This window comes from Pseudomonas sp. JQ170C, from assembly GCF_035581345.1.
Lineage (GTDB): Bacteria > Pseudomonadota > Gammaproteobacteria > Pseudomonadales > Pseudomonadaceae > Aquipseudomonas.
The window spans coordinates 5,364,566-5,378,291 of the sequence record NZ_CP141608.1 but is presented as its reverse complement, the minus strand read 5'-3'; the positions used below and the strand labels follow the sequence as shown (position 1 = coordinate 5,378,291).

At 63.3% G+C, this 13,726-nt stretch carries 14 protein-coding genes and 1 tRNA gene; 6 read left to right on the top strand and 9 right to left on the bottom strand.

Annotated elements, in window-relative coordinates; all coding sequences use genetic code 11:
* Positions 1–41 precede the first annotated feature (41 nt).
* The 3 genes from selA to U9R80_RS24520 all read left to right on the top strand — a co-directional run bounded on the left by selA (position 42) and on the right by U9R80_RS24520 (position 3,490).
* On the top strand, positions 42–1,472 hold the full coding sequence (gene selA / locus U9R80_RS24530; protein WP_301839904.1) for an L-seryl-tRNA(Sec) selenium transferase: 1,431 nt from the start codon (positions 42–44) through the stop codon (positions 1,470–1,472).
* A complete protein-coding gene (gene selB / locus U9R80_RS24525; protein WP_301839907.1) occupies positions 1,469–3,388 on the top strand; it encodes a selenocysteine-specific translation elongation factor in 1,920 nt (639 codons plus the stop codon). The genes selA and selB overlap by 4 nt, the downstream gene beginning before the upstream one ends.
* A 6-nt stretch (positions 3,389–3,394) precedes the next feature.
* Positions 3,395–3,490: transfer RNA gene (locus tag U9R80_RS24520), tRNA-Sec, on the top strand.
* Between the two features lie 37 nt (positions 3,491–3,527).
* Here the strand turns inward: U9R80_RS24520 and U9R80_RS24515 are convergent.
* Genes U9R80_RS24515 through U9R80_RS24505 form a run of 3 tightly spaced genes read right to left on the bottom strand, consistent with a single transcriptional unit; the run spans position 3,528 to position 6,238 of the window.
* Positions 3,528–4,373 carry an alpha/beta hydrolase gene (locus U9R80_RS24515; protein ID WP_301839908.1) on the bottom strand — a complete coding sequence of 282 codons (846 nt, stop codon included), beginning with the start codon at positions 4,371–4,373 and terminating at the stop codon, positions 3,528–3,530.
* A gap of 9 nt (positions 4,374–4,382) precedes the next feature.
* A complete protein-coding gene (locus U9R80_RS24510; protein WP_301839909.1) occupies positions 4,383–5,174 on the bottom strand; it encodes a TSUP family transporter in 792 nt (263 codons plus the stop codon).
* A gap of 20 nt (positions 5,175–5,194) precedes the next feature.
* A complete protein-coding gene (locus tag U9R80_RS24505) occupies positions 5,195–6,238 on the bottom strand; it encodes a TauD/TfdA family dioxygenase (RefSeq protein WP_301839911.1) in 1,044 nt (347 codons plus the stop codon).
* Positions 6,239–6,509: 271 nt separating this feature from the next.
* On the opposite strand from U9R80_RS24505, the gene U9R80_RS24500 reads away from it, so the two are divergent.
* Positions 6,510–7,394 (top strand): sugar nucleotide-binding protein, encoded by an 885-nt coding sequence (locus tag U9R80_RS24500; protein ID WP_301839912.1) that lies wholly within the window; start codon positions 6,510–6,512, stop codon positions 7,392–7,394.
* Positions 7,387–8,316, top strand: a complete 930-nt coding sequence (locus U9R80_RS24495; RefSeq protein ID WP_301839913.1) for an NAD-dependent epimerase/dehydratase family protein — start codon at positions 7,387–7,389, stop codon at positions 8,314–8,316. Before U9R80_RS24500 ends, U9R80_RS24495 begins: the two co-directional genes overlap by 8 nt.
* Positions 8,317–8,374: 58 nt before the next feature.
* On the opposite strand, the gene U9R80_RS24490 is transcribed toward U9R80_RS24495, so the two are convergent.
* From U9R80_RS24490 to U9R80_RS24470, 5 genes are all read right to left on the bottom strand, one after another.
* Positions 8,375–9,058: an OmpW/AlkL family protein gene (locus U9R80_RS24490; protein WP_301839914.1), complete on the bottom strand. Its 684-nt coding sequence runs from the start codon at positions 9,056–9,058 to the stop codon at positions 8,375–8,377.
* Positions 9,059–9,167: 109 nt separating this feature from the next.
* Entirely contained in the window at positions 9,168–9,683 is a 516-nt protein-coding gene (locus tag U9R80_RS24485) for a DUF3299 domain-containing protein (RefSeq protein ID WP_301839916.1), read from the bottom strand.
* Between the two features lie 8 nt (positions 9,684–9,691).
* Positions 9,692–10,957, bottom strand: coding sequence for an ABC transporter permease (locus U9R80_RS24480; protein WP_301839917.1), 1,266 nt, complete (start codon positions 10,955–10,957; stop codon positions 9,692–9,694).
* Positions 10,957–11,676 (bottom strand): ABC transporter ATP-binding protein, encoded by a 720-nt coding sequence (locus tag U9R80_RS24475; RefSeq protein WP_301839918.1) that lies wholly within the window; start codon positions 11,674–11,676, stop codon positions 10,957–10,959. Before U9R80_RS24475 ends, U9R80_RS24480 begins: the two co-directional genes overlap by 1 nt.
* A 46-nt stretch (positions 11,677–11,722) precedes the next feature.
* Positions 11,723–12,286: a DUF2796 domain-containing protein gene (locus tag U9R80_RS24470; RefSeq protein ID WP_301839919.1), complete on the bottom strand. Its 564-nt coding sequence runs from the start codon at positions 12,284–12,286 to the stop codon at positions 11,723–11,725.
* A gap of 132 nt (positions 12,287–12,418) precedes the next feature.
* Here U9R80_RS24470 and U9R80_RS24465 point away from each other — a divergent pair, with 132 nt between their 5' ends.
* Entirely contained in the window at positions 12,419–12,766 is a 348-nt protein-coding gene (locus tag U9R80_RS24465) for a hypothetical protein (RefSeq protein WP_301839920.1), read from the top strand.
* 48 nt (positions 12,767–12,814) lie between these two features.
* Here the strand turns inward: U9R80_RS24465 and trxA are convergent, their stop codons facing one another.
* Complete coding sequence (trxA, locus tag U9R80_RS24460; protein ID WP_301839922.1) at positions 12,815–13,687, bottom strand: thioredoxin; 873 nt, start codon at positions 13,685–13,687, stop codon at positions 12,815–12,817.
* Between the last annotated feature and the right edge of the window lie 39 nt (positions 13,688–13,726).

Sequence of the window (13,726 nt, the reverse complement as noted above, 5' to 3'; positions counted from 1 at the left end):
TAGCCGCGCCCAGCCAAAGTCTTGTTGAAGGTAGTCCCCGAATGCCCTCCAATCTCGCCAAGCTTCCCGCCCGCTTACCCTCCATCGACACCTTGCTACGCCATCCCGCCTGCCAGCCACTGCTTGATCGCTACGGTCGTGATGCGGTGCTGGCAACACTGCGCCAGCTGCTCGATGATTTGCGTGAGCCCGCCCGCCTGGGCCAGCTGGATGGCGCCGAACTGGCCTTGCCCGTACTGGCAGGCCGCGCCGGTGAACGCCTGGCGAGCCAGCACCGCAGCCAGGTGCGGCGGGTGTTCAACCTGACCGGTACGGTCCTGCACACCAACCTGGGCCGGGCGCTCCTGCCCGAAGAGGCCATCGAGGCGGTGCAGATGGCCGCCCGCTATCCGCTGAACCTTGAGTTCGACCTGGCCACCGGCAAGCGCGGCGACCGCGATGACCTCATCGAGGGCTTGATTCGCGAGCTGACCGGCGCCGAGGCCGTCACCGTGGTCAACAACAACGCGGCGGCCGTGCTGCTGGCGCTCAATAGCCTGGGGGCGCGCAAGGAAGGCATCATCTCTCGCGGTGAGCTGATCGAGATCGGCGGCGCCTTCCGTATTCCCGACATCATGGCCCGGGCCGGGGTGAAGCTGCACGAAGTCGGTACCACCAACCGCACCCATGCCCGTGACTATGAAGCGGCCATCGGCCCGCGCAGTGGCCTGTTGATGCGGGTGCACTGCAGCAACTACAGCATCCAGGGCTTTACCACCCAGGTGCCGACCGCCGCGCTGGCGCAGTTGGCTCACCAGCACGGCTTGCCGTTGCTCGAAGACCTGGGCAGCGGCAGCCTGCTCGACCTCACCCGTTGGGGCTTGCCCGCCGAACCCACGGTGCGCCAGGCTCTGGCCGACGGCGCCGATATCGTTACCTTCAGCGGCGACAAGCTGCTCGGCGGGCCCCAGGCCGGGATCATCGTGGGCCGCACGGAACTGATCACGCGCATCAAGAAGAACCCGCTCAAGCGTGCCCTGCGAGTCGACAAGATGACCCTGGCAGCGCTGGAAGCGGTGCTGAGCCTGTACCGCAATCCTGACCTGCTGGCCGAGCGCCTGCCGAGCCTGCGCCTGCTCACACGCCCCCAGAACGAAATCCTCGCCCAGGCCGAGCGCCTGGCACCCGTGCTGGCGCAGCGGCTGGGTGAGCAATGGCAGGTCATGGCGGTGCCGGCCTTGAGCATGATCGGCAGCGGCAGTCAGCCGGTCGCACGCCTGCCCAGCGCCGCCCTGTGCTTGCGTCCGCAGGTGTCCAGGCGCTTGCGTGGTCGTTGCCTGCAGGGCCTGGAGCAAACCCTGCGAAGGCTGCCGATCCCGGTGCTTGGACGTATCGATGATGATGCGTTGTGGCTCGACCTGCGCCAGCTCGACGACGAGGCGGGTTGGCTGGCGCAGTTACCCACACTGCAATGGATGGAGGTTTGCGGGTGATCGTCGGTACCGCCGGGCACATCGACCACGGCAAGACGTCCGTGCTCGAAGCCCTGACCGGACAGGCAGGGGATCATCGCCGGGAGGAGCGCGAGCGGGGCATGACCATCGACCTGGGCTACCGTTACGCCTCGCTCGAGCCCGGCGCGCCGTTGACCGGTTTTATTGATGTGCCGGGGCATGAGCGATTTATCCACAACATGCTCGCTGGCGCCCAAGGGATCGACCTGGTGTTGCTGGTGGTGGCCGCCGACGATGGGGTGATGCCGCAGACCCGCGAGCACCTGGCCATTGTCGAGCTGCTGGGCATACCCCGTGCGTTGGTCGCGATCAGCAAATGCGACCGGGTCGAGCCGCAGCGGGTCAAGGAGGTCCAGGCGCAAGTTGGCGTTTTGCTCGCCGCCGGGCCTTATGCAGGCGCTGCGCAGTTTGCGCTTTCCAGCGTGACCGGCGAGGGTGTCGATGCCTTGCGCCTGGCGTTGCTCAAGGCCCAGGGCGAAGTACGTGAGCGCGGTCGACGGGGCGGGTTTCGCCTGGCCATCGACCGCGCTTTTGCAGTGGCAGGGGCCGGCATCGTGGTCACCGGCACGGCGCTGGCAGGCCAGGTGCAATTGGGCGATACCCTGGCACTGGGCAAGGCAGGCAAGCCGGTACGGGTGCGCGGGCTGCACGCCCAGAACCAGGCGGTGAGCGAGGCCTGGGCCGGGCAACGCGTGGCGCTCAACATCAGCGCCGAGCGCCTGGCCCTTGAACATATTCACCGGGGGGACTGGCTGCTTGCCGAATGGCTGTACGGCCCGACCCAGCGCGTGGACATCGAAATGCGGCTGCTACCGGGCGAAATCCGCAACTTCACGCATTTCAGCCCGGTACATGTGCATTTGGGCACCCAGGACGTCACCGCCCGAGTGGCGCTGTTGCAAGGCGAGCAACTGCTGCCGGGTGGGCGCATGTTTGCCCAGTTGCAGCTCAATGCACCGTTGCAGGCGGTGCATGGCGATCGCCTGGTGCTGCGCGACCACAGTGCGCAACGTACCCTCGGCGGAGGCCAGGTGCTTGATCCCTTCGCCCCGGCGCGTCAGCGTCGTAGCGAGGCGCGGTTGGCGCAGTTGCAGGCGCTGGCCAGCGTCGACAGCCTGGAACAGGCCCTGCCGGCACTGCTGGCCAACGATGAGCTGGGGCTTGATCCGCAGCACCTGGAGCGGCAGTTCAACCGCCTGCGCAGTAGCTGGAAATTGCCGGCAGAGGTGCAGGTCATCGCCACCCGCCAGGGGCCGCTGCTGTTTACCCAGCTGCGCTGGCAGTCACTGAAGCGGACCGTGCTGGAGCGACTGGCGCAGTTCCATGAACAGGAGCCCGACCAGCTTGGCCCTGATCGTGATCGTTTACGTCGCTTTGTCGCGTTGCCGTTGGAGCGGCCGACCTTCATCAGCTTGCTCGACGAATTGCTTGCTGGCGGTGCGATCATCGGCAATGGGCCGTGGCTGCACCTGCCCGAGCATCAGGTGCGCCTGAGCGATACCGACACCCTGCTGTGGCAGCAACTGCAGCCGCTGCTCGAGCAAGGGCAGTTCGACCCCCCCTGGGTACGCGACCTGGCCAAGGCTGTGGCGGTGGATGAATCCGAGGTTCGCTTGTTGCTACGCAAACTGGGGCGTTTGGGGCAGGTCCACCAGGTGGTGCGCGATCTGTTCTATCCTGAGGCCACTATCCGACAAATGGCGTCTATGCTCTTGCAGCTGGCCAGCGACGATCCGGTGGTGCAGGTGACGGCCTTTCGCGATGTGCTGGGTATCGGCCGCAAACGCAGTATTCAGGTGCTGGAATATTTTGATCGTATCGGCCTGACTCGCCGGGTGGGTGATCGGCGTCAGGTTCGGGCGGACAATGCCCTGGCACAATCGCCAGGGCTCTGAGTTCAAGGAAGGCAATCGCGCCCGGTGGCGCGGCCGGGCTTCAAACCCGGTTGGGGACGGCAGCCGTTCCCGGGCAGGTTCGACTCCCGCTGCCTTCCGCCATTTTCCCTTCAGCGACATCCTGTTCGAGACGGTTTGCTCACTTACCGTCCAGGACAAACTCTGCAACGGTCTGCGCCACCTGGTCGGCTACCCCGGGCGTTTCACGCAAATGCGCGGCGATGCCGTGATCGCAGTCCGAGAGCAACAAACACTCCAGGTGCGGTGGCGGGACCGACTTGAGCAACGCTCGAGTGACCTCTTCCGGAATCGGGCTATAGCGCTGTGCACCCGCCAGCCACAGCGTCCCGGCCGACGTTCCTGCACCTTGGCCGTGGGCCTGGGAGTTCAGCCCGTCATATTCACCCATCACTAACAGCACACGCCCCGGGAACTGGCGCAGAAATTCAAAGCTGTCGCAGTCCAGAAAGCCATAGGGCTTGCTGATCGCTGCCTTGAAGGCCGGGCCAAAGGGCGCATCGTGAGCGTTGTCCGGATACACGGCAGGACAGATGAGGATCAACTTATCCACAGCCGGCTGTTGCGCGGCCAGTTTCAAGGCAATGGACGCCCCCAGGCTATGGCCGACCACGGTCTGGCAATGGGGTGCAATGTGCTGATGAAAGCGCAAGGCTTCCTCGCGGTTGGTGCTCAGCGAAGGCTCGAACGCACCCGGCTCGCTGGCAAGGCTGTGCCCCGACAGATTGGCCGTCAGCGAGCCGATACCCAGCGTCTGTAGCCGGTAGAGCAAGGGATTGAGGCGGGTGAAGTCCGAACGGGCCCCGCCGACGACGAACAGCGGCGGTGCACGCTCAACGTCGGGGACCAGCAGCCGGGCCTGCTGCTGATAGGTATCGAAGGACTCGGTGATGAAGTGTTCTACCCCGGGACTGGGTTCATCGTATTGCCAGGTGGAGCGTATGGATGACATCGTGTCGAGTTGCATGGGCACCGCCTAGTTGAACTGTTGTTGCAACCATTCACCCAGTGGATTGCCGGCGCTGAGCAATAGCTTGAGGGCCATGAAGCAGCACACACAAACCAGCAATGGCTTGATCAGTCTAGGACCGAAATGCACGGCGCATCGGGCACCCAATTGCGCCCCGACAAACGCCGCACCAGCCATCGCCAGTGCAAGAGGCCAGACAATCGCCCCGCTCAATGAAAACACCGCCAGTGCACCGAGGTTGCAGGCGGCGTTCAGCAGTTTGCTGTTGCACACCGCTTGCAGCAATGGCTGCCCGAGCAGGATGACACAGGCCACCATGAAGAACGAGCCTACCCCTGGCCCGAACACACCGTCATAAAAGCCAATGACAGGCGCGACAGCCAGGCAGAACACGCTGATGGAAATCTTCGCCTTGCGCGGATGCTCGTCCGGCTTGGGGCTGAAGGCGAAATAGGCGGCCACCAGCACCAGCAGCACCGGCACACAGGCCTGCAGAAACCCCTTGGGCACCAGGCTCACCGACAGGGCCCCCAAGGCGCCACCGGCGCACGACAGGGCGGCCATGGGCAGGCCGCTTTTCCACTCGATCATGCCTTTGCGGGCAAAGGCTACGGTGGCTGACACCGTGGCCGAGGCCGCCTGAAACTTGTTGGTAGCGATTGCAGCCAGCGGGTCGATGCCTGCAACGAACAGCACCGGCAGGGTGATCAGGCCACCACCGCCGGCAATGGCGTCGAAAAAGCCGGCTGCCAGTGCAACGCAGGTCAGCGTCAGTAACTGGGTGAGGTCGAGTTCCATGCTCCAGGGTTCTCCTTTATTCAGCCGCGAACCAGAAACGGGTCTTGTGTGATTACGATCGGTTGGGCGAAACGGGAGTACCCGAACAAGCGGATCAGCAGGCGTCGGTTGTCCTTAAGCGTGTCTCGGCCGTGCAGCGCGCGGGAATTGTTCACCAGCAGGGCCGAGTCGGGCTGGAGTACAAAACGCAAGGGAATCGACTGGTTCACCTGTGATTGAAAACTGTCGAACGCCCGGGCCGCGGCTTCGCTGGCCTGCCCGTTGAGCGAGAAACGGTAGCTGTTGTAGCGCAGGGCGAAGCCGCCATTAGGGTCGAACTGCAGCATCGGGGAGGCGATGCCTGCTGCTCCGTGACCTGCGGTAAAGCAGTCGCTGCGGCTGAAGTCGAATGACGGTGTGGTCAGGGCAAGGGCGTGCAGGCTGCCGATGCGTTCAATGATTTTCTGCAGCGGAACAATGCAGGTGGGTTCATTGGCCGGGTTCCAGCGCGCGGTGAGTATCAACGCCGAAGGGGCGGGGGAGTGGCCTTCGCTGGCGATCACCGAGCAATGGTATGGTGCTTCGGTGTGCGGGCCCAGGCGCAGCCCCGAATGGGAACTGAGTTCCACCGGTACGCTACGGTCTTCATCGGGATGAGGCATATGTCCGCCACCCTTGAAATTGCCGACCAGGCGCACCTGTTGGCCCTGGTTGTCTATGTCGAAGGCGAATGACCGATACCGGACCATTTCAAGCAACAGTTGACTACGGGCAGCCAGATACAGACAGCGAAAGTTCTGCTGCAGGGCAGGCAGTTCCGGTAGCTGCATTGGGACAGGATCGTTGCCAGGGCAAGGCAGGTAACTGAAAAACAGTACCGAGAGCTGGCCGTCGGCAAAGCGCTGCAGTGTGGCTCTTTGGCTGACATGCAGCAGCGCGCTCATGCGCTGCGCCCAGATTCGTGCATTGCTGGCAACGCCGGAGGCTTGCGGGCCGCCCTGGTCGGCCAGGTCCTGACTGGCCAAGTCCAGTGCGCGGGATTGGTCAGTGTCGAAACTCAGGTACGCGACGTCCGGGTTGTGCATGAGCAAATCCTGGTTATTGATTTGTCTGGGCAATTCGCACCACCTGGCGGTGCTTGCGCTCGCTGACTATTCAGCGCGTCAAAATCGTTCACGGGATAGCCAGTCTTTTCCGTTCCTCGCGTAGGCTGTTTCTTGGTTTGTGCGGCGGGCGCTGAAAAAGCTTGATCTTGATGTGCAAGTAATGCCTGACGGGCCCAGGGTTGGACTTCCCCAGCCGGAAAACGCAAAATGCGCCATTGCCTTCAATTATCTGATCGGACCTGCTGACTCTATGCGAATGCGCCTGATGCTGTTGGGTGGTGGAAATGCCCTCGGGCAAGCGCTGATTCGACTCGGGGCCGAGGAAGATATCGGCTTTCTGGCGCCGCGCCCGCCCGACCAGGGCTGGGACCCGGCCAGCCTGACCCAGTTGCTCGACGACACCCGCCCCGATGCCCTGGTGAACCTGGCCTATTACTTCGACTGGTTCCAGGCAGAGTCGGTCAGCGAACAGCGCCTGGCCCTGCAGGAGCGCTCGGTAGAGCGCCTGGCCGAGTTGTGTCAGCACCACAACATCATCCTGGTGCAGCCTTCGAGCTACCGGGTATTCGATGGCTCGCGCGCCACGGCGTATAGCGAAAAAGACGAACCGGTCCCCCTGGGCCTGCGTGGCCAGGCACTGTGGCGAATCGAGCAGAGCGTTCGCGCGACCTGTCCGCAACATGTACTGCTGCGCTTTGGCTGGCTGCTCGACGAGAGCATCGATGGTGTGCTCGGGCGCTTTCTGACCCGCGCCGAACAGCCCCAGGAGCTGCTGCTGGCCGATGACCGGCGCGGCAATCCGACCCCGGTGGACGACGCGGCGCGGGTGATTCTTTCGGTGCTTAAGCAACTCGATTGCGCCGCGCCGCTGTGGGGCACTTACCATTACGCCGGCAACGAGGCCACTACGCCGCTGGGGCTGGGGCAGGCGATCCTCAGCGAGGCGTCGCAACTGCACAAACTGGCCGTCACCGAGCCGACCGCACAGGCCCACGCCGCGCGCTCCGATGCCAGCGACGAGCCGCAGCATGCGGTGCTGGCCTGCAAGAAAATTCTGCATACTTTCGGTATCAAGCCGCGCGCCTGGCGTGCCGGCTTGCCGCCCCTACTGGATCGATTCTACCGTCATGGCTGATGCCCCCATTCTGATCACCGGTGGTGCCGGTTTTATTGGCTCTCACCTGAGCGACGCGTTGCTGGAAAAAGGCTACGCGGTGCGCATCCTCGATGATCTGTCCACCGGCAAGCCTGCCAATCTGCAACTGGATAACCCACGCCTTGAACTGATCGAAGGCGATGTAGCCGATGCCGAGCTGGTCAAGCGCGTCGCGGCCGGTTGCCAGGCGGTTGTTCACCTGGCGGCGGTGGCATCGGTGCAGGCGTCGGTCGAAGACCCGGTGAAAACCCATCAGAGCAACTTTATCGGCACCTTGAATGTCTGCGAGGCCATGCGCCTCAATGGCATCAAGCGTGTGCTGTTTGCCTCCAGCGCTGCGGTGTATGGCAACAATGGCGAAGGCCTGGCGATCGACGAAGACACGCCCAAGGCGCCGCTGACGCCCTATGCCGTGGACAAGCTCGCCAGCGAGCAATACCTGGACTTCTACCGCCGTGAGCACGGCCTGGAGCCGGTGGTGTTTCGCTTCTTCAATATCTTTGGCCCACGCCAGGATCCGTCTTCGCCGTATTCAGGCGTGATCAGCATCTTCTGCGAGCGTGCCCTGGGCGGGCAGCCGATTGCCCTGTTCGGTGATGGCGAGCAGACCCGCGACTTTGTCTACGTCGGGGATTTGATCAATGTGATGGTGCAGGCGCTGGCGTTGCAGCAGGTGCAGGAAGGGGCCGTGAACATTGGCCTGAGCCAGGCCACGTCACTTAACCAGTTGCTGGCAGCGCTGAAGTCGATACTGGGCGGGTTGCCGCCGATCAGCCATGGGCCTGCGCGGGCCGGGGATATCCGTCATTCGCGGGCCAACAACCAGCGCTTGCTGGCACGGTTCGACTTTGTTGAGCCGACCCCCTTTGCCCAGGGGCTGGCGCGGTTGCTGGGGCGTTGAATGCAGCGCGGGGCAAGTCGACGCCTCGACTTGCCCCGCGATTTACATTGAAGCCGACTTAGAACTTGTAACCCACACCCACCATGTAGACCCATGGATCGACATCCACGTCGACCTTGGTCTTGCCTACACCCAGGGCGCTCGGGCCGTCGATGGTGGCCTTGGTGTCGATGTCGATGTACCAGACCGCAGCGTTGACCAGGATGTTGTCGGTGATCATGTAGTCCATCCCCAACTGACCGGCCAGGCCAACCGAGTCCTTGAGCTTCATGTTGCTGAAGCCCTGGGCCTTGCGGTTGCTGCTCAGGTCTTCGTCAAAGAACATGGTGTAGTTCAGACCGATACCGGCGTACGGCTGGAACTTCGAGGTAGGTTCCAGCGGGTAGTACTGAAGCGACAGGGTCGGTGGCAGTTGCTTGATGTCGCCAAGCTTGCCGTCCAGGCCTGCGCCCAGGCCCTTGACGCCAACAGTGTGCTGGAACGGGGTGGCGGCCAGCAGCTCAAGACCGATGTGGTCGGTCAGCATGTAGGCGAATGCCAGGCCCAGTTGGGTATCGCTGTCCAGAGTTGCCTTGGTGCCGGACATCTTGGTGCCGTCGAGCTTGATATCACCGCTGTTCTCGTTGGGAGCGGTGGTGATGGCGCCGGCACGCAGGATGAAGTCGCCAGCCTGGTGGGCGTGGGCAACAGGGGCTACGAGCGCCAGGGCAATAAGCGAGGCGCTGAGCAAGGACTTGTTCATGGAAGCTCCCAAAGGACGTTTAGAATTGAATGCGTCCAATGGTAAAGATCCGCAGGCATGGCGATTTGACGTAGCTCAATGAAAGCGTCTACGCCGTGCTGCGGGGCATTTATTCTAGTTCATACGCGTAGATTTTCTCGGCGTCCATCTGGTAGCCGGCGTCTGCCAGCTCGCTGCTGATGTTCTTCACCTGCATCCGCCCTTCGATCCAGTAGGGTTGATACAGGTCCTCTACCCTGACACCCATCTCGCTGACGATATGCACAATCTGGTTCGACGGAGGCGGCGGCACATGGATGCAGGCGCCGTAGTAGGGCACCAGCAAGAACTCGGTAGTGCGCCCCTCTTCGCTGACTTCCAGCGGCACGATATAGCCCGGCAGCTTCACCTGCTCCCCGTCCAGGGCCTTGACCACCGGGGCGTTCGGCGATTGCTGGTGGGCGGGCGGCGCGGATTCGGCTGCCAGGGCATCGCTCAACTGTGAAAGGTCGTGCAGGGGCGCCATCTGCGGCTGGATCATCGGCGCACCGGTTGGAATCAGTTGCGACCATTCCAGAGTGCGTGGCTCTTTGGCCCACAAGGGCGTGGTGACCAGCAGCAACAGGGAGAGCAGTAAGCGTGGCATCGTGAGTCTCACAGGTGAATGGACAGGCCATCGGCCAAGGATTGCCGGTAGGCACGCCAGGCCGGCACGCTGCCCATCAGGAGCGCGGCGCCCAGAATAACCCCCAGCAGGCTCCATTCGTGCGCGCTGGGCCAGGCCAGGGGCAGGAACAGCCCGTAGTTGGCTTGTACATAGCCCTGGGCCAGGGCAATCCCCAGGTACAACAGGCCCAGGCCGGCGGCGATGCCGGCTACCGCCAGTGCCAGCGCCTCAAGCACCAGCAGCCCGGCAATATGCCACGGGCGGGCCCCCACCGAACGCAGAATGGCCATTTCCCGGCGCCGCTCGTTCAGGCTGGTCAGAATCGCGGTGAGCATGCCGATCAGGCCGGTCAGGACCACAAACAGCGAGACCACGAACAGTGCCTGCTCGGCGGTGCCCATCAGGCTCCAGAGCTCCTGCAGGGCGACGCCGGGCAGGATCGCCAGCAGCGGCTCGTTGCGATATTCGTTGATCTCGCGCTGCAGGCTGAACGTGGCGATCTTGTTGTTCAGGCCCAGCATGAACGCAGTGATGGCCGCCGGTTCAAGGTCCATGTTGCGCGCCTGCTCGGCGCTGATCTTGCCGGCGCCACGGGCCGGTACGCCGTTGTGCCAGTCGATGTGGATCGCTTCCATGCCGCCCAGGCTGATGTGCAGGGTGCGGTCTACCGGCGTGCCGGTGCGTTGCAGCACACCGACCACGGTGAAGGGCTTGTCGTCGTGCTTGACCAGGCTGATGGCGGCCACACCGTGGGCCAGTACCAGTTTGTCACCGAGCTTGTAGTGCAGCGCATCGGCGACTTCGGCGCCCAGAACCACCTCGAAGGGGTCGGTTGCGAAGGCTCGGCCCTGGGCCAGTTGCAGGTTTTGCCTGCGGCCGTACTGGTAATGCTCGAAGTAACTGGCGGTGGTGCCCATGACCCGGTAGCCGCGATGCGAGTCGCCGAGCGAGATGGGGATGGCCCATTTCACGCGTTTGTCGTTGGCGTAGTGCTCATAACTGTCCCAACGAATGTTGTTGGTGGCATTGCCGATACGGAACACCGAGTACAGCAGCAGATTCACCGAGCCCGAACGGGCGCCAACGATCAGGTCGGTGCCGCTGATGGTGCTGGCAAAGCTGGCGCGGGCTTCGGTACGCACGCGCTCCACGGCCAGCAACAGGCACACCGAAAGGGCGATGGCGAAGGCAGTCAGGAAGGCGGTGAAGCGGCGGTTGGCGAGGCTCGCCAGGGCAAGACGAAGCAGGTACATCAGGCCTCCAGGTCGTTGGCTGAAACGGCCGCGCGGTTGAGTTCGGCCAGTGACAACTGACGATCGAACAGCGGGGCCAGGCTCTGGTCATGACTGACGAACAGCAGGCTGGAGCCGGCCTCCCGGCATTCGGCGAACAACAGGCGAATGAAGGCTTCGCGGGTGTCGGCATCCAGGGCCGAGGTCGGCTCGTCGGCGATCACCAGCTCCGGTTGGCCGATCAGTGCCCGGGCGGCAGCCACCCGTTGCTGTTGGCCAATGGACAGGCTGTCGGCACGCCGGGCAAGCAGGTCAGGGTCTTTGAGCCCCAGGTGGGCGAGGAGGGTAGCGGCGGCCTGGTCGATGCTGCCGTGGCGTTCACAGGCGCGTTGCGCGCGGCTGCGCGAGAAGCGGCACGGCAGTTCGACGTTTTCCCGCACCGACAGAAACGGCAGCAAGTTGAACTGCTGGAAAATGTAGCCGGTGTGATCAACCCGAAACCGATCGCGGGCGGCCAGCTTCAATTGGCTCAAGTCCTGGCCCAGCAGGCAGATAGTGCCTCGGTCGGGCTTTTGCACGCCGCCGAGCAACCCCAGCAGTGTGGTTTTGCCGCTACCGCTTGGGCCTTTGAGAAACAGTGATTCACCGGCCTCAAGGCGTAGTGCGGGGATATCCAGAAGAGGGGCTTGGCCCGGCCAGGCAAAGCCCAGGTCGGTCAGTTCAATCAGTGCCTGGCTCATAGATGAACGCCCGGGTTACCCCGGGCGCGTCCGTGCAAAAGGGCTGTCAGAATTTTATCGAGGCGTTGGCCGGAGTCGCTTCGACACCCTGCTGGCCATTGGGTCCGATCAGTTGTAGCTGAATTTTCTGGGTGGCGGGGAAGGCTTTGAACAGCGGGCTCAGGTCCAGGCCCGTGAGGTTGTCGGGCTTCTCGCAGTCGAGCTGGTAATGGGCGTGGATCTCACTGTGGCCGGCCGCGTGCGCTTCACCCTCGTCATCCACTGCCGGCTTGTCCCCGAACAGCGGGCTTTGAAGCTCTTGTTCAGACTCGCTGCAGTTGGCCGCCCTGGCCAGGGCAAACAACGCCAGAGGCTTCTCCAGCTGGGCGCGTGCGGCGGCGACCTTGGCCTTGTCGGCGTCGCTGCTGGCGGCGTGTTCAAAGCCGACCAGATTCATCGCCGGGCTTACCAGCTCAAGCTCCAGCGCCTTGCCGTCGAGCACCACATTGAGGCGGGCAACCCCGTGCTCATGTGCGGCGAGGCTGCCGTGGGCGTGATCGTGGTCTTCATGAGCATGGGCAACGGCCAGGGGCAGTACAGCGAACGGCAAGGCAAGCAGCAGACGACGCATGGGCAAGACTCCACGAGAGCACGGGGTAGATTTTGTGATGTTATAACAACTTGTTCGGCGGATGCCAGCGTGCTTGGCGACGGATCGTCAGCGTGGGAGCATGGAGCCTGTCACTGTGCAGAGGAAAAGACCGTGCGAATTCGTGGACATATCGGCGACTGGCCGGTGGACCTGACCCTGGAACTGGAACCGTCTGAATGGGCGCAATTGAGTGGCCAACTGACGGCGGTAGCACCGCTGGCCACGACGGCCGCGGTCGCCACGGTAGCCAGCGTTCGTCCGGACGATGCGCTCTGGCAGGCGGCGCGCGAAGTGCTGCGCAAGGCAGGGCAATTGAACGGGCCGGAGTTGCTTGAACACCTGGAAGGGCTGGCGGGGAATACCGCGGCGGGCAAGCGCCTGCTGGTGCGCTTGCGCCACAGTGCCGAGGTGAAGGTGGAAAGCGGCGCGGATGCGCCGGTGTATCACTGGGTGGGATGAGCCCCATCACCGGGCGCGCGCCTGTCGGTGCGCGCCCGGCGACAGCAATCAATACAACGCGGCAAACAACTTGCGGCGGTACGTTCCCACCAGCGGATGATCATTGCCCAGCAGGTCGAACACCTGCAGCAGCGTTTTGTGCGGCAACCCGCCCTCGTAGCCACGGTTACGGCCAAACAGCTTCAGCAAGCCTTCCAGTGCCGCTTCGTATTGCTGACGCGACAGCTGCTTGATGCACAGCTGATAAGCCGCTTCATCATCCTCGCCGTTCTGCGCCAGACGGGCCTTCAGGTCAGCGACTTCCGGCAGGCTGGCAGCCTGACGCAGGAACGTCAGCTGGGCCTTGGCGCCCGCCAGGTCGGCCTTGTGCGCATCACTCTTGACCGCATCGAGCACGGTCTGGGCTTCACCCAGCTCGCCGCGTTCGGCTAGGCAACGTGCATACAGGATCAGTGCGGCGGCGTTGCTGTTGTCTTCACCGAGCAGGGTCTTGAGTGTGACTTCGGCTTCGCTGAACCGACCTTCGGTGAAAAATGCCTGAGCCTGTTCCAGCGGATCGGCAGCGGCCGGTGGCGGCATCTGTACATGGGGTTCGAGCAGGGCGCGAATGGCCGACTCAGGTTGTGCGCCGGCAAAGCCGTCAACCGGCTGGCCATCCTTGAACAGCACCACGGTCGGCAGGCTGCGAATGCCGAAGCGGGCGACGATGTCTTGCTCGATGTCGCAGTTCACCTTGGCCAGCAGCAGCTCGCCCTGATAGCTCTCGGTGATCTGTGCCAGCAACGGCATCAGCGCCTTGCATGGCGCGCACCACTCGGCCCAGAAATCCACCAGCACCGGTTTGTGGTGGGAGTTGGCGATCACCAACTGATCGAAATCGGCAGCGGTGGTATCGAAAACGTAGGGGGTGTCTTGGCTCATCACAACTCTCGAAAATCGGTGAATGGCATCACTATAAGG

Bases quoted from the DNA above. Each gene is read 5' to 3' on its own strand.
- selA (WP_301839904.1), top strand. From the start codon at position 42: ATGCCCTCCAATCTCGCCAAGCTTCCCGCCCGCTTACCCTCCATCGAC.
- U9R80_RS24515 (WP_301839908.1), bottom strand. From the start codon at position 4,373: ATGCAACTCGACACGATGTCATCCATACGCTCCACCTGGCAATACGAT.
- U9R80_RS24510 (WP_301839909.1), bottom strand. From the start codon at position 5,174: ATGGAACTCGACCTCACCCAGTTACTGACGCTGACCTGCGTTGCACTG.
- U9R80_RS24505 (WP_301839911.1), bottom strand. From the start codon at position 6,238: ATGCACAACCCGGACGTCGCGTACCTGAGTTTCGACACTGACCAATCC.
- U9R80_RS24500 (WP_301839912.1), top strand. From the start codon at position 6,510: ATGCGAATGCGCCTGATGCTGTTGGGTGGTGGAAATGCCCTCGGGCAA.
- U9R80_RS24495 (WP_301839913.1), top strand. From the start codon at position 7,387: ATGGCTGATGCCCCCATTCTGATCACCGGTGGTGCCGGTTTTATTGGC.
- U9R80_RS24490 (WP_301839914.1), bottom strand. From the start codon at position 9,058: ATGAACAAGTCCTTGCTCAGCGCCTCGCTTATTGCCCTGGCGCTCGTA.
- U9R80_RS24485 (WP_301839916.1), bottom strand. From the start codon at position 9,683: ATGCCACGCTTACTGCTCTCCCTGTTGCTGCTGGTCACCACGCCCTTG.
- U9R80_RS24480 (WP_301839917.1), bottom strand. From the start codon at position 10,957: ATGTACCTGCTTCGTCTTGCCCTGGCGAGCCTCGCCAACCGCCGCTTC.
- U9R80_RS24475 (WP_301839918.1), bottom strand. From the start codon at position 11,676: ATGAGCCAGGCACTGATTGAACTGACCGACCTGGGCTTTGCCTGGCCG.
- U9R80_RS24470 (WP_301839919.1), bottom strand. From the start codon at position 12,286: ATGCGTCGTCTGCTGCTTGCCTTGCCGTTCGCTGTACTGCCCCTGGCC.
- trxA (WP_301839922.1), bottom strand. From the start codon at position 13,687: ATGAGCCAAGACACCCCCTACGTTTTCGATACCACCGCTGCCGATTTC.